30 protein-coding genes are annotated in these 15767 nt (G+C 40.4%); 29 read left to right on the top strand and 1 reads right to left on the bottom strand.

Going from position 1 to position 15767, the window contains the following annotated elements:
- The first annotated feature begins 5 nt into the window (after positions 1-5).
- The 29 genes from rplC to I2F76_RS08795 all read left to right on the top strand — a co-directional run bounded on the left by rplC (position 6) and on the right by I2F76_RS08795 (position 15591).
- Positions 6-632 (top strand): 50S ribosomal protein L3, encoded by a 627-nt coding sequence (gene rplC / locus I2F76_RS08935; protein WP_003010846.1) that lies wholly within the window; start codon positions 6-8, stop codon positions 630-632.
- 24 nt (positions 633-656) lie between these two features.
- The gene (gene rplD / locus I2F76_RS08930; protein ID WP_003009591.1) at positions 657-1280 is read left to right on the top strand and encodes a 50S ribosomal protein L4; all 624 of its coding nucleotides are present in this window, start codon (positions 657-659) and stop codon (positions 1278-1280) included.
- Positions 1280-1576 (top strand): 50S ribosomal protein L23, encoded by a 297-nt coding sequence (locus I2F76_RS08925; RefSeq protein WP_003009593.1) that lies wholly within the window; start codon positions 1280-1282, stop codon positions 1574-1576. Before rplD ends, I2F76_RS08925 begins: the two co-directional genes overlap by 1 nt.
- A gap of 17 nt (positions 1577-1593) precedes the next feature.
- Positions 1594-2427, top strand: coding sequence for a 50S ribosomal protein L2 (rplB, locus tag I2F76_RS08920; RefSeq protein WP_000512900.1), 834 nt, complete (start codon positions 1594-1596; stop codon positions 2425-2427).
- 96 nt (positions 2428-2523) lie between these two features.
- Positions 2524-2805 (top strand): 30S ribosomal protein S19, encoded by a 282-nt coding sequence (gene rpsS, locus I2F76_RS08915; RefSeq protein ID WP_000533766.1) that lies wholly within the window; start codon positions 2524-2526, stop codon positions 2803-2805.
- An 11-nt stretch (positions 2806-2816) separates the two neighbouring features.
- Entirely contained in the window at positions 2817-3161 is a 345-nt protein-coding gene (gene rplV, locus I2F76_RS08910; protein WP_000818139.1) for a 50S ribosomal protein L22, read from the top strand.
- A 12-nt stretch (positions 3162-3173) separates the two neighbouring features.
- Positions 3174-3827: a 30S ribosomal protein S3 gene (rpsC, locus tag I2F76_RS08905; protein WP_003002336.1), complete on the top strand. Its 654-nt coding sequence runs from the start codon at positions 3174-3176 to the stop codon at positions 3825-3827.
- Between the two features lie 3 nt (positions 3828-3830).
- Positions 3831-4244 (top strand): 50S ribosomal protein L16, encoded by a 414-nt coding sequence (rplP, locus tag I2F76_RS08900; RefSeq protein ID WP_000960947.1) that lies wholly within the window; start codon positions 3831-3833, stop codon positions 4242-4244.
- Positions 4245-4253: 9 nt separating this feature from the next.
- Positions 4254-4460: a 50S ribosomal protein L29 gene (gene rpmC, locus I2F76_RS08895; protein WP_003002350.1), complete on the top strand. Its 207-nt coding sequence runs from the start codon at positions 4254-4256 to the stop codon at positions 4458-4460.
- A gap of 23 nt (positions 4461-4483) precedes the next feature.
- Positions 4484-4744, top strand: coding sequence for a 30S ribosomal protein S17 (rpsQ, locus tag I2F76_RS08890; protein WP_000440801.1), 261 nt, complete (start codon positions 4484-4486; stop codon positions 4742-4744).
- 25 nt (positions 4745-4769) lie between these two features.
- Positions 4770-5138, top strand: a complete 369-nt coding sequence (gene rplN, locus I2F76_RS08885; RefSeq protein WP_003002384.1) for a 50S ribosomal protein L14 — start codon at positions 4770-4772, stop codon at positions 5136-5138.
- Positions 5139-5212: 74 nt separating this feature from the next.
- Positions 5213-5518 (top strand): 50S ribosomal protein L24, encoded by a 306-nt coding sequence (rplX, locus tag I2F76_RS08880; RefSeq protein ID WP_003002315.1) that lies wholly within the window; start codon positions 5213-5215, stop codon positions 5516-5518.
- 23 nt (positions 5519-5541) lie between these two features.
- Positions 5542-6084 carry a 50S ribosomal protein L5 gene (rplE, locus tag I2F76_RS08875; RefSeq protein WP_003009606.1) on the top strand — a complete coding sequence of 181 codons (543 nt, stop codon included), beginning with the start codon at positions 5542-5544 and terminating at the stop codon, positions 6082-6084.
- Between the two features lie 17 nt (positions 6085-6101).
- Complete coding sequence (locus I2F76_RS08870) at positions 6102-6287, top strand: type Z 30S ribosomal protein S14 (RefSeq protein ID WP_001085699.1); 186 nt, start codon at positions 6102-6104, stop codon at positions 6285-6287.
- 213 nt (positions 6288-6500) lie between these two features.
- Positions 6501-6899, top strand: a complete 399-nt coding sequence (gene rpsH / locus I2F76_RS08865) for a 30S ribosomal protein S8 (RefSeq protein ID WP_003010897.1) — start codon at positions 6501-6503, stop codon at positions 6897-6899.
- 189 nt (positions 6900-7088) lie between these two features.
- Positions 7089-7625, top strand: coding sequence for a 50S ribosomal protein L6 (gene rplF / locus I2F76_RS08860; protein ID WP_003010839.1), 537 nt, complete (start codon positions 7089-7091; stop codon positions 7623-7625).
- Positions 7626-7708: 83 nt separating this feature from the next.
- A complete protein-coding gene (rplR, locus tag I2F76_RS08855; protein ID WP_003010871.1) occupies positions 7709-8065 on the top strand; it encodes a 50S ribosomal protein L18 in 357 nt (118 codons plus the stop codon).
- Between the two features lie 17 nt (positions 8066-8082).
- Complete coding sequence (rpsE, locus tag I2F76_RS08850) at positions 8083-8577, top strand: 30S ribosomal protein S5 (protein WP_003009617.1); 495 nt, start codon at positions 8083-8085, stop codon at positions 8575-8577.
- A gap of 14 nt (positions 8578-8591) precedes the next feature.
- Positions 8592-8774 carry a 50S ribosomal protein L30 gene (gene rpmD / locus I2F76_RS08845; protein WP_002894509.1) on the top strand — a complete coding sequence of 61 codons (183 nt, stop codon included), beginning with the start codon at positions 8592-8594 and terminating at the stop codon, positions 8772-8774.
- A gap of 145 nt (positions 8775-8919) precedes the next feature.
- Positions 8920-9360: a 50S ribosomal protein L15 gene (rplO, locus tag I2F76_RS08840; RefSeq protein ID WP_003002405.1), complete on the top strand. Its 441-nt coding sequence runs from the start codon at positions 8920-8922 to the stop codon at positions 9358-9360.
- Between the two features lie 12 nt (positions 9361-9372).
- Entirely contained in the window at positions 9373-10683 is a 1311-nt protein-coding gene (secY, locus tag I2F76_RS08835) for a preprotein translocase subunit SecY (RefSeq protein ID WP_023920186.1), read from the top strand.
- Positions 10684-10779: 96 nt separating this feature from the next.
- On the top strand, positions 10780-11418 hold the full coding sequence (locus I2F76_RS08830) for an adenylate kinase (protein ID WP_195487691.1): 639 nt from the start codon (positions 10780-10782) through the stop codon (positions 11416-11418).
- A 116-nt stretch (positions 11419-11534) separates the two neighbouring features.
- Entirely contained in the window at positions 11535-11753 is a 219-nt protein-coding gene (gene infA / locus I2F76_RS08825; RefSeq protein ID WP_001029883.1) for a translation initiation factor IF-1, read from the top strand.
- A gap of 23 nt (positions 11754-11776) precedes the next feature.
- Positions 11777-11893: a 50S ribosomal protein L36 gene (rpmJ, locus tag I2F76_RS08820; RefSeq protein WP_001808836.1), complete on the top strand. Its 117-nt coding sequence runs from the start codon at positions 11777-11779 to the stop codon at positions 11891-11893.
- A gap of 17 nt (positions 11894-11910) precedes the next feature.
- Positions 11911-12276 carry a 30S ribosomal protein S13 gene (gene rpsM / locus I2F76_RS08815; RefSeq protein WP_003009631.1) on the top strand — a complete coding sequence of 122 codons (366 nt, stop codon included), beginning with the start codon at positions 11911-11913 and terminating at the stop codon, positions 12274-12276.
- A 23-nt stretch (positions 12277-12299) separates the two neighbouring features.
- Positions 12300-12683 carry a 30S ribosomal protein S11 gene (gene rpsK, locus I2F76_RS08810; RefSeq protein WP_003002390.1) on the top strand — a complete coding sequence of 128 codons (384 nt, stop codon included), beginning with the start codon at positions 12300-12302 and terminating at the stop codon, positions 12681-12683.
- A gap of 45 nt (positions 12684-12728) precedes the next feature.
- Positions 12729-13667 carry a DNA-directed RNA polymerase subunit alpha gene (locus I2F76_RS08805; protein WP_003009635.1) on the top strand — a complete coding sequence of 313 codons (939 nt, stop codon included), beginning with the start codon at positions 12729-12731 and terminating at the stop codon, positions 13665-13667.
- Positions 13668-13678: 11 nt separating this feature from the next.
- The gene (gene rplQ / locus I2F76_RS08800; protein ID WP_003002399.1) at positions 13679-14065 is read left to right on the top strand and encodes a 50S ribosomal protein L17; all 387 of its coding nucleotides are present in this window, start codon (positions 13679-13681) and stop codon (positions 14063-14065) included.
- A gap of 254 nt (positions 14066-14319) precedes the next feature.
- The gene (locus tag I2F76_RS08795; protein WP_195487690.1) at positions 14320-15591 is read left to right on the top strand and encodes a gamma-glutamylcysteine synthetase; all 1272 of its coding nucleotides are present in this window, start codon (positions 14320-14322) and stop codon (positions 15589-15591) included.
- On the opposite strand, the gene I2F76_RS10600 is transcribed toward I2F76_RS08795, so the two are convergent.
- Positions 15588-15767: hypothetical protein (locus I2F76_RS10600; protein ID WP_229289736.1), on the bottom strand; the 180-nt coding region annotated here is incomplete at its 5' end. The genes I2F76_RS08795 and I2F76_RS10600 overlap by 4 nt on opposite strands.

Below are 15767 nucleotides of genomic sequence, written 5' to 3'. Positions count from 1 at the left end.
TTCTCATGACAAAAGGAATCTTAGGGAAAAAAGTGGGAATGACTCAAATCTTCACTGAAGCTGGCGAATTGATCCCTGTAACAGTTATCGAAGCAACTCCAAACGTTGTTCTTCAAGTTAAAACTGTTGAAACAGATGGTTACAACGCTATCCAAGTTGGTTTCGATGACAAACGCGAAGTATTGAGCAACAAACCTGCTAAAGGACATGTAGCAAAAGCTAACACGGCTCCTAAGCGCTTCATTCGTGAATTCAAAAACGTTGAAGGCTTGGAAGTTGGTGCTGAAATCACAGTTGACACTTTCGAAGCTGGAGACATTGTTGATGTAACTGGTACTTCTAAAGGTAAAGGTTTCCAAGGTGTTATCAAACGCCACGGACAATCACGTGGACCAATGGCTCACGGTTCTCGTTACCACCGTCGTCCAGGTTCTATGGGACCTGTTGCACCTAACCGCGTATTCAAAGGTAAAAACCTTGCAGGACGCATGGGTGGCGATCGTGTAACAATTCAAAACCTTGAAGTTGTACAAGTTGTTCCAGAAAAGAACGTTATCCTTATCAAAGGTAACGTACCAGGTGCTAAGAAATCTCTTATCACTATCAAGTCAGCAGTTAAAGCTGGTAAATAATAAGGAAAGGGGAATACAGTCAAAATGGCAAATGTAACATTATTCGACCAAACTGGTAAACAAGCGGGCGAAGTTGTTCTTAACGATGCGATCTTTGGTATCGAACCAAACCAAGCAGTTGTATTTGATGTGATCATCAGCCAACGTGCTAGCCTTCGTCAAGGAACTCACGCAGTTAAAAACCGTTCAGCCGTTTCAGGTGGCGGACGCAAACCATGGCGTCAAAAAGGAACTGGACGTGCTCGTCAAGGTTCTATCCGCTCTCCACAATGGCGTGGTGGTGGAATCGTCTTCGGACCAACTCCACGTAGCTATGCGTACAAACTTCCTCAAAAAGTTCGTCGCCTTGCACTTAAATCTGTTTACTCAGAAAAAGTTGCTGAAAACAAATTTGTAGCCGTTGATTCTCTTGAATTTACAGCTCCAAAAACTGCTGAATTTGCAAAAGTTCTTGCAGCTTTGAGCATCGATTCTAAAGTCCTTGTTATTCTTGAAGAAGGAAATGAATTCGCAGCTCTTTCAGCTCGTAACCTTCCAAACGTGAAAGTTGCGACTGCTACAACTGCAAGTGTTCTTGACATCGCAAATAGTGACAAACTTCTTGTTACTCAAGCAGCTATCTCTAAAATCGAGGAGGTTCTTGCATAATGAATTTGTATGATGTTATCAAAAAACCTGTTATCACTGAAAAGTCAATGGCTCAACTTGAAGCAGGCAAATATGTATTCGAAGTTGACACTCGCGCTCACAAACTTTTGATCAAACAAGCTGTTGAAGCTGCGTTTGAAGGTGTAAAAGTTGCGAATGTGAACACTGTAAACGTAAAACCTAAAGCAAAACGCGTTGGACGTTACACTGGTTTTACTTCAAAAACTAAAAAAGCTATCATCACGCTTGCAGCTGATTCTAAAGCAATCGAGTTGTTTGCTACTGAAGCTGAATAATCTAAGGAGGAAATATCGTGGGAATTCGTGTTTATAAACCAACAACAAACGGTCGCCGTAATATGACTTCTTTGGATTTCGCTGAAATCACAACAAACACACCTGAGAAAACTTTGCTTGTTTCTCTTAAAAACAAAGCAGGTCGTAACAACAACGGTCGTATCACTGTTCGTCACCAAGGTGGTGGACACAAACGTCATTACCGTTTGATCGATTTCAAACGTAACAAAGATGGAGTTGAAGCAGTCGTTAAAACGATCGAATACGATCCAAACCGCTCAGCTAACATCGCGCTTGTACACTACACTGACGGTGTGAAAGCTTACATCATTGCCCCTAAAGGTCTTGAAGTAGGTCAACGCATCGTATCAGGACCAGAAGCAGATATCAAAGTCGGAAACGCTCTTCCACTTGCTAACATCCCAGTTGGTACTTTGATCCACAACATCGAATTGAAACCTGGTAAAGGTGGAGAATTGGTACGTGCTGCTGGAGCTTCTGCTCAAGTATTGGGTTCTGAAGGTAAATATGTACTTGTTCGTCTTCAATCAGGCGAAGTTCGTATGATTCTTGGAACTTGCCGTGCTACAGTTGGTGTTGTCGGAAATGAACAACATGGACTTGTTAACCTTGGTAAAGCGGGACGTAACCGCTGGAAAGGTGTTCGCCCTACAGTTCGTGGTTCTGTAATGAACCCGAATGATCACCCACACGGTGGTGGTGAAGGTAAAGCACCAGTTGGACGTAAAGCGCCATCTACTCCTTGGGGTAAACCTGCGCTTGGTCTTAAAACTCGTAACAAGAAAGCGAAATCTGACAAACTTATCGTTCGTCGTCGCAACCAAAAATAATCATAAGCAACTAGCTTACACTTTCCGCCAGCTCGGTAGCGCTGCCTAGCAGCGCAAGCCGCTGTGGTACTAAATTTTAAAGGAGAAAATTACAAAATGGGACGTAGTCTTAAAAAAGGACCTTTCGTCGATGAGCATTTGATGAAAAAAGTTGAAGCTCAAGCAAACGACGAAAAGAAAAAAGTAATTAAAACTTGGTCACGTCGTTCAACGATCTTCCCAAGTTTCATCGGATACACTATCGCAGTTTATGATGGACGTAAACATGTACCTGTTTACATCCAAGAAGACATGGTAGGTCACAAGCTTGGTGAATTTGCACCAACTCGTACTTACAAAGGTCACGCGGCAGACGACAAGAAGACACGTAGAAAATAAGGAGAACATAAATGGCAGAAATTACTTCAGCTAAAGCAATGGCTCGTACAGTGCGTGTTTCACCTCGTAAATCACGTCTTGTTCTTGACAACATCCGTGGTAAAAGCGTAGCCGATGCCATCGCTATTTTGACATTCACACCAAACAAAGCTGCAGGGATCATCCTTAAAGTGTTGAACTCAGCAGTAGCAAACGCTGAAAACAACTTTGGTTTGGAAAAAGCTAACTTGGTAGTATCTGAAGCATTCGCAAACGAAGGACCAACTATGAAACGTTTCCGTCCACGTGCGAAAGGTTCAGCTTCACCAATCAACAAACGTACAGCTCACATCACAGTAGCTGTTGCAGAAAAATAAGGAGGTAAACTCGTGGGTCAAAAAGTACATCCAATTGGTATGCGTGTTGGTATCATCCGTGATTGGGATGCCAAATGGTATGCTGAAAAAGAATACGCGGATTACCTTCATGAAGATCTTGCAATCCGTAAATTCATTCAAAAAGAATTGGCTGACGCAGCCGTTTCAACTATTGAAATCGAACGCGCAGTAAACAAAGTTAACGTTTCACTTCACACTGCTAAACCAGGTATGGTTATCGGTAAAGGTGGAGCAAACGTTGATGCACTTCGTGCAGCTCTTAACAAATTGACTGGTAAACAAGTACACATCAACATCATCGAGATCAAACGTCCTGACTTGGATGCTCACCTTGTTGGTGAAGGAATTGCTCGTCAATTGGAACAACGTGTTGCTTTCCGTCGTGCACAAAAACAAGCGATCCAACGTGCTATGCGTGCTGGAGCTAAAGGAATCAAAACTCAAGTATCAGGTCGTTTGAACGGTGCAGATATCGCCCGTGCAGAAGGATACTCTGAAGGAACTGTTCCACTTCACACACTTCGCGCTGATATCGATTACGCTTGGGAAGAAGCAGACACTACTTACGGTAAACTTGGTGTTAAAGTATGGATCTACCGTGGTGAAGTTCTTCCAGCTCGTAAAGACGCTAAAGGAGGTAAATAACCAATGTTAGTACCTAAACGTGTAAAACACCGTCGCGAATTCCGTGGTAAAATGCGCGGTGAAGCAAAAGGTGGAAAAGAAGTAGCATTCGGTGAATACGGTCTTCAAGCTACAACTAGCCACTGGATCACAAACCGTCAAATCGAAGCTGCTCGTATCGCCATGACTCGTTACATGAAACGTGGTGGTAAAGTTTGGATTAAGATTTTCCCACACAAATCATACACCGCTAAAGCTATCGGGGTACGTATGGGATCTGGTAAAGGGGCTCCTGAAGGTTGGGTAGCACCAGTTAAACGTGGTAAAGTGATGTTCGAAATTGCTGGTGTATCTGAAGAGATCGCACGCGAAGCGCTTCGTCTTGCTAGCCACAAATTGCCAGTTAAAACTAAATTTGTGAAACGTGAAGCAGAATAAGGAGAGGTCATGAAACTTACAGAAGTAAAAGAATTTGTTAAAGAACTTCGTGGTCTTTCTCAAGAAGAACTCGCGAAGCGTGAAAATGAATTGAAGAAAGAATTGTTTGAACTTCGTTTCCAAGCGGCTGCTGGTCAATTGGAACAAACTGGACGTTTGAAAGAAGTGAAAAAACAAATCGCTCGTATCAAAACTGTTCAATCAGAAGCTAAATAATAGACTAGGGAAGGAGAATTTCAATGGAACGCAATAATCGTAAAGTTCTTGTTGGACGCGTTGTGTCTGACAAAATGGACAAAACAATCACAGTTGTAGTTGAAACTAAACGTAACCACCCAGTCTATGGTAAACGTATCAACTATTCTAAAAAATACAAAGCTCATGATGAAAACAATGTTGCTAAAGAAGGCGATATCGTTCGTATCATGGAAACTCGTCCGCTTTCAGCTACAAAACGCTTCCGTCTTGTAGAAGTCGTTGAAGAAGCGGTCATCATCTAATCATACCTGAAAGGAGAAAACGTAAATGATTCAAACAGAAACTCGTTTGAAAGTCGCTGATAACAGTGGCGCACGCGAAATCTTGACAATCAAAGTTCTTGGTGGTTCAAAACGTAAATTCGCGAGCATCGGTGATGTAATCGTTGCATCAGTAAAACAAGCTACTCCTGGTGGTGCGGTTAAGAAAGGTGACGTTGTAAAAGCTGTTATCGTTCGTACTAAATCAGGTGCTCGTCGTAAAGATGGTTCATACATCAAATTCGACGAAAATGCAGCAGTAATCATCCGTGACGACAAAACTCCTCGCGGAACTCGGATCTTTGGCCCAGTTGCACGTGAATTGCGTGACGGTGGTTTCATGAAGATCGTGTCACTTGCTCCAGAAGTACTTTAATCAATAAAAAAACAAACACAGTCCCCTGGCATAGCCAGGGTGCCCATCGGGCGTAAGAATAAAAGGAGAATAAAATGTTTGTAAAAAAAGGCGACAAAGTTCGCGTTATCGCTGGTAAAGACAAAGGCGTAGAAGCTGTTGTTCTTACTGCTCTTCCAAAAGTAAATAAAGTTGTTGTAGAAGGTGTAAACATCATCAAGAAACACCAACGTCCAAATAACGAAAACCCTCAAGGTGCGATCGTTGAAAAAGAAGCTCCAATCCATGCTTCTAACGTTCAAGTTTTGGACAAAAACGGTGTTGCTGGACGTGTTGGCTACAAATTTGTAGACGGCAAAAAAGTTCGCTACAACAAAAAATCAGGCGAAGTGCTTGACTAATCACGAAGGAAAGGAGAAGTATAATGGCTAATCGTTTAAAAGAAAAATACCTTAATGAAGTAGTACCATCATTGACTGAACAGTTCAACTATTCATCAGTTATGGCTGTGCCAAAAGTTGATAAAATCGTTTTGAACATGGGTGTTGGTGATGCAGTATCAAATGCTAAAAACCTTGAAAAAGCTGCTGAAGAGCTTGCTTTGATCTCAGGTCAAAAACCATTGATCACTAAGGCTAAAAAATCAATCGCCGGCTTCCGTCTTCGTGAAGGTGTTGCGATCGGTGCAAAAGTTACCCTTCGTGGTGAACGTATGTACGAATTCTTGGATAAATTGGTAACAGTTTCACTTCCACGTGTACGTGACTTCCATGGTGTTCCAACTAAATCATTTGATGGACGCGGGAACTACACACTTGGTGTGAAAGAACAATTGATCTTCCCAGAAATCAACTTTGATGATGTTGATAAAACTCGTGGTTTGGATATCGTAATCGTAACTACAGCGAACACAGACGAAGAATCACGTGCATTGCTTACTGGCCTCGGAATGCCGTTTGCAAAATAATATAGGAGGTAAAACTAATGGCTAAAAAATCTATGATTGCTAAGAACAAACGCCCAGCGAAGTTCTCTACTCAAGCATACACTCGCTGTGAACGTTGTGGACGTCCACACTCAGTTTACCGCAAGTTTAAACTTTGCCGTGTTTGCTTCCGTGAATTGGCATACAAAGGTCAAATCCCAGGTGTCACAAAAGCATCTTGGTAATTCTATGATACAAAGAGCGTAACAACCCCAGCAAAAATAGGAGATTTGGTGACGGAACGAAGCTCTGAATCTAATCTATCTTTTTTGCCCAGGTTGTAGCTCGTGTTCAAATGAGTATGTTCTCATTTGCATGTATCAAAACTTTCTGAGCCTAGCTCAATCATTAACTAGCAAGTGCAACTTGCAAACTACTAGTAAGAGGAGAAATAAAAAATGGTTATGACTGACCCAATCGCAGACTTCCTTACACGTATTCGTAACGCTAACCAAGCAAAACACGAAGTACTTGAAGTACCTGCATCAAACATCAAAAAAGGGATTGCTGAAATCCTTAAACGCGAAGGTTTTGTAAAAAACGTTGAATTCATCGAAGATGACAAGCAAGGCATCATCCGTGTATTCTTGAAATACGGACAAAACGGTGAAAAAGTTATCACAAACTTGAAACGTGTATCTAAACCAGGTTTGCGTGTTTACAAAAAACGTGAAGATCTTCCAAAAGTTCTTAACGGACTTGGAATTGCTATCCTTTCAACTTCTGAAGGTTTGCTTACTGATAAAGAAGCACGCCAAAAGAATGTTGGTGGGGAAGTTATCGCTTACGTTTGGTAATATTTAGCTCCCAATTTCGTTGTGACTCTTCGTTATTGTCTCTTGTCTAACCCAAAGTTATGTCTGCGAGACAATGCCTCGATTCACTTAGAAATTGAGACCTAAACATTAACTTTTAAATCAAAAAGATTTAAACCCCGTGAAAACTGGCCCGCAAAGGCCTGACAATTTAACAGGAGAATAAAAAACATGTCACGTATTGGTAATAAAGTTATCGTGTTGCCTGCTGGTGTTGAAATCACTAACAATGACAACGTTGTAACTGTAAAAGGACCTAAAGGAGAACTTACTCGTACGTTCTCAAAAGATATTGAAATCCGTGTGGAAGGTACTGAAGTAACACTTCACCGTCCAAACGATTCAAAAGAAATGAAAACAATCCACGGAACAACTCGTGCCCTTTTGAACAACATGGTTACTGGTGTATCAGAAGGATTCAAGAAAGAACTTGAAATGCGCGGGGTTGGATACCGTGCACAACTTCAAGGATCAAAACTTGTTTTGGCTGTTGGTAAATCACACCCAGACGAAGTTGAAGCTCCAGAAGGAATTACTTTTGAACTTCCAAACCCAACAACAATCGTTGTTAGCGGAATTTCAAAAGAAGTAGTTGGTCAAACAGCTGCTTATGTACGTAGCCTTCGTTCACCTGAACCATACAAAGGTAAAGGGATCCGTTATGTTGGTGAATACGTTCGCCGCAAAGAAGGTAAAACAGGTAAATAATGTAGTTTGGTTGTTTTTCAACCAACCTTCATCTTACCAACTCAGTGCTTAGCACATGATTTTAAAATTAAGAGGTGAAAATTGTGATTTCGAAACCAGATAAAAACAAAATCCGTCAAAAACGCCACCGTCGCGTTCGCGGAAAACTCTCTGGAACTGCTGATCGCCCACGTTTGAACGTATTCCGTTCTAATACAGGCATCTACGCTCAAGTAATTGATGACGTAGCGGGTGTAACGCTCGCAAGCGCTTCAACTCTTGACAAAGAAGTTTCAAAAGGAACTAAAACTGAACAAGCCGTTGTTGTCGGCAAACTTGTTGCTGAACGTGCAGTTGCTAAAGGTATTTCTGAAGTGGTGTTCGACCGCGGTGGATATCTATATCACGGACGTGTTAAAGCTTTGGCTGATGCAGCTCGTGAAAACGGATTGAAATTCTAATAGGAGGACACTAGAAAATGGCATTTAAAGATAATGCAGTTGAACTTGAAGAACGCGTAGTTGCCATCAACCGTGTAACAAAAGTTGTTAAAGGTGGACGTCGTCTTCGTTTTGCAGCTCTTGTAGTTGTTGGTGACCGTAATGGCCGTGTTGGATTTGGTACTGGTAAAGCTCAAGAAGTTCCAGAAGCAATCCGTAAGGCTGTTGAAGATGCTAAGAAAAACTTGATCGAAGTTCCTATGGTTGGAACAACAATTCCACACGAAGTAACATCAGTATTTGGTGGAGCTCGTGTATTGTTGAAACCAGCTATCGAAGGGGCTGGGGTTGCTGCAGGTGGAGCAGTTCGTGCCGTTGTTGAATTGGCAGGTATTGCAGATGTTACATCTAAATCACTTGGATCAAACACTCCAATCAACATCGTTCGTGCAACTGTTAACGGTTTGGCACAATTGAAACGCGCTGATGAAGTTGCTGCCCTTCGTGGTATTTCAGTTTCTGACTTGGCTTAAGAAAGGAGATTCAAATGGCTCAAATTAAAATTACTTTGACTAAGTCTCCAATCGGACGCATCCCGTCACAACGTAAAACTGTTGTAGCACTTGGACTTGGCAAATTGAACAGCTCTGTTATTAAAGAAGATAACCCAGCAGTACGTGGTATGATCACTGCTGTATCTCACTTGGTAACAGTTGAAGAAGTAAAATAATCTATTTAAAATAGAAACAAAGTTTTCAGGGGTATGAGAGGTTCTCATCCCCTAAAACTAAATATAAGTATAGGCGAGTTTGTAGTTAGGACACCTTTTCCTGATTACATGCGTTAGCAATTTACAAAAGAGGAGAAAATAAATAATGAAACTTCATGAATTACAACCTGCTACAGGTTCACGTAAAGTCCGCAACCGTGTTGGTCGTGGTACTTCATCTGGTAATGGTAAAACTTCTGGCCGTGGTCAAAAAGGTCAAAAAGCTCGTAGCGGTGGCGGTGTACGTCTTGGTTTTGAAGGTGGACAAACTCCATTGTTCCGTCGTCTTCCAAAACGTGGATTTACAAACATCAACGCTAAAGAATATGCTATTGTGAACCTTGATCAATTGAACGCCTTTGAAGATGGTGCTGAAGTAACTCCAGTAGTACTTGTAGAATCAGGAATTGTAAAAGCTGAAAAATCAGGTATCAAAATTCTTGGTAACGGAGAATTGACTAAGAAGTTGACTGTTAAAGCAGCTAAATTCTCTAAATCAGCTGAAGAAGCTATCACTGCTAAAGGTGGTTCAGTTGAAGTCATCTAAGTGAGGTGACCTATGTTTTTTAAATTATTAAAAGATGCATTTAAGGTGAAACAAGTACGGTCGAAGATTTTATTTACGATCTTCATCATTCTTGTTTTCCGCATTGGGACCACGATTACAGTGCCTGGTGTAAATGCGAAAATTCTGAACAACCTTCAAGATGTGTCCTTCTTGAACATGCTCAGTTTGGTTTCTGGGAATGCCATGAGGAACTTCTCAGTTTTCGCATTAGGGGTTAGCCCATACATCACAGCTTCGATCGTCGTGCAACTTTTGCAAATGGATCTGTTACCTAAGTTTGTTGAATGGGGCAAACAAGGGGAAGTTGGTCGAAGAAAGCTCAACCAAGCAACACGCTATATTTCTTTGGTTCTAGCCTTTGTTCAATCCATCGGGATTACAGCTACCTTCCACACCTTGTCTCAGGCGAAATTAGTCGCAACTCCAAATACCAAGACCTATCTATTAATCGGTGCGATTCTGACGACCGGTTCCATGATTGTGACTTGGCTTGGAGAACAAATCACAGATAAAGGGTACGGTAATGGTGTTTCAATGATTATCTTTGCAGGGATTGTGTCATCAATTCCTGAGATGATTAAAGAAATCTATGAAAATGCATTTGTGAACGTTCGTTCTGGTCAAATGACCAATTCCCTCATTTTTGTTGGGGTATTAATCCTTGCCGTCTTGGTTATTGTTTACTTTACAACCTTTGTAGAGCAAGCACAATACAAGATTCCAATCCAATATACAAAGATTGCACAAGGAGCTCCATCAAGTTCTTACCTTCCTTTGAAAGTAAACCCAGCAGGGGTTATTCCTGTCATCTTCGCTAGTTCGATTACAGCAGCGCCTGCTGCGATTTTCCAAGTGATTAGCGCTATGGGTTACAATGCAGGATGGGTGAAAACAGCTCAAGCCATGTTGGCTACAAACACACCAACTGGTGTGGCAATGTATGCCTTATTGATCATTCTCTTCACCTTCTTCTACACGTTTGTTCAGATCAATCCTGAAAAAACGGCAGAAAACCTTCAAAAGAGTGGTGCCTATATCCCAGGCGTTCGCCCTGGTAAAGGGACAGAAGAGTTTATGTCTCGTTTGCTACGTCGTTTAGCAAGCGTCGGATCAGTATTCCTTGGCTTTATTACCATCATTCCAATCCTAGCTCGAGATTTATTTGGTTTGACAGATGCAGTTGCTCTTGGAGGAACTAGTTTGTTAATCATTATTTCAACAGGTATTGAGGGAATGAAACAATTAGAAGGCTACTTATTAAAACGTAAGTATGTCGGATTTATGGACACAACAACAGAATAGAATAAGGTTGACTTTGTCAGCCTTCTATTTTGTTTTTAAATGGAAATAGGAATTCGCTCCTGCTTCCATTTAAAAACAAAATAAGGAGAATTCATCATGAATCTTTTAATTATGGGGTTGCCTGGAGCAGGTAAGGGGACCCAAGCAGCGAAAATCGTGGAAGAGTTTCACGTAGCGCATATCTCTACCGGCGATATGTTCCGCGCAGCGATGGCTAACCAAACTGAAATGGGTGTATTGGCAAAATCATTCAATGACAAAGGTGAATTGGTGCCCGATGATGTGACAAACGGAATTGTAAAAGAACGTTTGGCTCAAGACGACATTAAGGAAAAAGGATTCCTTTTGGACGGTTTTCCTCGCACGATTGAACAAGCTCATGCCTTGGATCAAATCTTGGTAGACCTTGGTTTGGAGCTTGAAGGAGTGATCAATATTGAAGTGGATCCATCCTGCCTCCTCGAGCGCTTAAGTGGTCGTATCATCCATCGTGAAACAGGTGAAACCTTCCATAAAGTATTTAACCCACCAGCTGACTACAAGGAAGAAGACTATTACCAACGTGAAGATGACAAACCAGAAACAGTGAAACGCCGTTTGGATGTAAATATTGCTCAAGGTGAGCCAATTCTTGCTCATTACCGTGCAAAAGGATTGGTCCATGATATTGAAGGAAATCAAGACATCAACGACGTCTTCAAAGATATCCAAAAAGTCTTGGAGAATTTGAAATAAAAACGTTTTAGTCACTTGCAATATTTGACAACAAGTGATACAATTAGTTAGTCTGACTTATAATTGTTACCTCTGTGCTCAGAGGAATGAATCGAAATTTATGGAGGTACTTTTGCGTGGCAAAAGACGATGTGATTGAAGTAGAAGGCAAAGTAGTTGATACTATGCCGAATGCTATGTTTACGGTTGAACTTGAAAATGGACATCAGATTTTAGCAACAGTTTCTGGTAAAATTCGTAAAAACTATATTCGTATTTTAGCGGGAGATCGTGTTACAGTGGAGATGAGTCCGTACGATTTGACACGTGGACGTATCACATACCGCTTTAAATAATCGAAAAACTTGGAGGGATAAAAATGAAAGTAAGACCATCGGTCAAACCAATTTGCGAATACTGTAAAGTAATTCGTCGTAATGGTCGTGTTATGGTAATTTGCCCAGCAAATCCAAAACACAAACAACGTCAAGGATAAGATAGAAAGGAGAAAACATGGCTCGTATTGCTGGAGTTGACATTCCAAATGACAAACGTGTAGTAATTTCATTGACTTATGTGTACGGTATCGGACTTCCAACATCTAAGAAAATCCTTGCTGCTGCAGGCGTTTCTGAAGATATTCGTGTTCGCGATCTTACACCAGATCAAGAAGATGCTATCCGTCGTGAAGTTGACGCAATCAAAGTTGAAGGTGACCTTCGTCGTGAAGTAAACTTGAACATCAAACGCTTGATGGAAATCGGTTCATACCGTGGTATCCGTCACCGTCGTGGACTTCCAGTTCGTGGACAAAACACTAAAAACAATGCTCGCACTCGTAAAGGTAAAGCTGTTGCGATTGCAGGTAAGAAAAAATAAAATAAAATAAGGAGGTAAAAATCTTGGCTAAACCAACACGTAAACGTCGTGTGAAAAAGAATATCGAATCTGGTATTGCTCATATTCACGCTACATTTAACAACACAATTGTTATGATTACTGATGTGCATGGTAACGCAATCGCTTGGTCATCTGCAGGTGCACTTGGATTTAAAGGTTCTCGTAAATCTACACCATTTGCTGCTCAAATGGCATCAGAAGCTGCTGCAAAAGCTGCTCAAGAACACGGACTTAAATCTGTTGAAGTAACTGTTAAAGGTCCTGGTTCAGGTCGTGAGTCTGCTATTCGTGCACTTGCTGCTGCTGGTCTTGAAGTAACTGCAATCCGCGATGTAACTCCTGTACCACACAATGGTGCTCGTCCTCCAAAACGTCGCCGTGTATAATCATCAACAATTACACAGCTTTTCGTTTAAGAGGGAGTATAGCAAATGATTGAGTTTGAAAAACCAAATATAACAAAAATTGATGAAAACAAAGATTATGGCGTGTTTGTCGTAGAACCACTTGAACGTGGCTATGGTACAACACTTGGAAACTCACTTCGTCGTGTACTTCTGGCTTCACTTCCAGGTGCAGCTGTCACTTCAATCAACATTGAAGGTGTACTCCACGAATTTGATACCGTTCCAGGAGTCCGTGAAGACGTTATGCAAATTATTCTTAACGTTAAAGGAATCGCCGTTAAATCTTACGTCCAAGACGAAAAGATTATTGAACTTGATGTAGAAGGACCTGCAGAAGTAACTGCTGGAGATATTCTTACTGATAGTGACATCGAAATTGTAAACCCTGATCATTATCTATTTACAATCGGAGAAGGAGCATCTTTGAAAGCAACGCTTACTGTAAACAGTGGACGTGGCTATGTTCCAGCTGATCAAAACAAAAAAGATGATGCACCAGTGGGAACACTTGCTGTAGATTCAATCTATACGCCAGTGACTAAAGTCAATTACCAAGTTGAACCAGCACGCGTTGGTAGCAACGATGGTTTTGACAAGCTAACCCTTGAAATTTTGACAAATGGGACAATTATTCCAGAAGATGCCTTAGGTTTATCTGCTCGAATTTTGACAGAACACCTAAATCTATTCACAAACTTAACTGAAATTGCAATTGCAACAGATGTTATGAAGGAAGTAGATACAACTTCTGATGATCGCATTTTAGAACGTACCATCGAAGAATTAGATCTTTCAGTTCGTTCATATAACTGTTTGAAACGCGCTGGCATTAATACTGTTTATGATTTGACTGAAAAATCAGAAGCAGAAATGATGAAAGTTCGTAACTTAGGACGTAAGAGTCTTGAAGAAGTTAAAATCAAACTTGCCGACTTAGGCCTTGGGTTAAAAAACGATAAATAGAGGAGGAATACATGGCTTACCGTAAACTAGGACGCACTAGCTCACAACGTAAAGCGATGCTTCGCGATTTGACTACAGATCTTATCATCAATGAAGCAATTGTAACAACTGAAGCACGTGCGAAAGAAATCCGTAAATCAGTTGAAAAAATGATTACTTTGGGTAAACGTGGTGATTTGCATGCACGTCGTCAAGCTGCTGCATTCGTACGTAACGAAGTTGCATCACAAAACTTTGATGAAGAAACAGGTAAATACTCAGAAACAACTGCACTTCAAAAATTGTTCTCTGAATTAGCACCTCGTTATGCTGAGCGCAATGGTGGATATACTCGTATCCTTAAAACTGAACCACGTCGTGGTGATGCTGCGCCAATGGCTATCATCGAATTGGTATAATATCATCAATTTTGTTGAGTGTTATGATGATGGAATACACTGTTATTCTTAGTCTAGCTCTGGTCTACCGCTGGGGATTTTCCCCAGCGGGAACACTCATCATATTGAATGAATGGTAGACGCTTGTTTACGAAATTGCTTTAATTTAAAACAATTTCGTAAGCAGGCGTTTTGTCTTGCTTTTCATGAGTAGTCGAGAATAACAAAAAATGATATAATGAAACCCATATCTCCAATAGAAGAAAAAGGATTCAATGACAAAACAACAAGCAATTAAATTACTAAAAGAGAAGTACCTTAGTAATATGAAAGAGGATTCGGAACTCTTTGTCGGAGTTGAATTAGAGTTCCCGATTGTAGAAACAAATGGAAATAAAACAAATATAGAGGTGACGAAAAATCTTTTTCGAACCTTAGCCAACTTATCAGATTTTGAAGTCGAAAAAATAGATGACGATCAAAATCCCATTCAATTGGTTCACTGCTCTTCTAAAGATCGTATTCTATTCGAGTTGAGTTACAATACAATTGAATTTGCATTTGAGAGAGCTCATTCTATAAATGAGGTAGCCAAACGTTTTGAGGCCTATTTGAAGATTATTCAACCTATTTTGCAAGAAAATAATCACGAAATCCAAGGGCACGGAATCCATCCTTTGTGGAAAGAAAATGATAATAGCCCAGTGAAAATCGAACGATACAAGATGTTAATGGCTTTCCTTGCAATGAATGGTACAGGGATGAAGACACACTCCTATCCTTCGTACGGAGCATTTATATGCGGAAATCAGCTTCAATTGGATGTAAGGCGCGATAATTATCTTCGCATCATTAATGCATTTAATAAAATTGAAGCAGCAAAAGCATATTTGTTTTCTAACTCAGAATTTTCAGCAGAGGCTTGGGATACAAAAATTGCTAGAGATATTTTCTGGGAAGAATCCTTACATGGTTATTATAAGGAAAATGTAGGGGTTTATCCTAAGGACTACCAAAGCGAAGAAGAGTTTTTTAATAATCTCGCTAGAACGGCTATTTTTACAGCAACTAGAGAGGGGAAATCTTATTATTTTAAACCAATTCGAGTGGAAGATTATCTAGATCAAAAAGAAATTACAGCGTATACGGCTGATGGAAATGAGAAAATCATTAACCCTGTGAAAGAAGATCTAAAACAACATCGAAGTTACCAATTTCAGGATTTAACTGCTCGTGGGACTGTGGAATTTAGAAGTGTTTGTACACAACCATTAGAAACCACCTTTGCCCCGATAGCCTTTGAGTTGGGCTTATTTGTACAGTTAGAAAAACTAGAAAGCTATTTAGAGGATTCTTTATTCTTTAAAAATGAAGAACAGGACTACAGAAAACTTAGAAAGAAATATTCAAAGAAAAATCTAAGTGAAAAGGAAAAAGAAGCGATACAATCCTTTTCAAAAGATCTTCTAGACATAGCTAAAGCAGGATTAATTAAAAGAGGTTACAGGGAAGAAAAATTTCTCATCATTAACAAAGAACTAGACTAATAGAAAAGCCTTATTACAGGCTTTTCTTTATTACTTTCAAAAAAACTTTCAAAAAAATAAAATTTTTTGGAAAAAAGTGTTGACAGTAAGAGAAGGTCATGATATACTAATATAGTTGTCGCGCGAGAGCGACAAAGACCTTTGAAAACTAAACAAGACGAACCAATGTGCAGGGC

Source organism: Streptococcus parasanguinis (assembly GCF_015557775.1).
GTDB classification, from domain to species: Bacteria; Bacillota; Bacilli; order Lactobacillales; family Streptococcaceae; genus Streptococcus; species Streptococcus parasanguinis_AA.
This window is presented reverse-complemented; position numbering and strand designations above follow the sequence as displayed.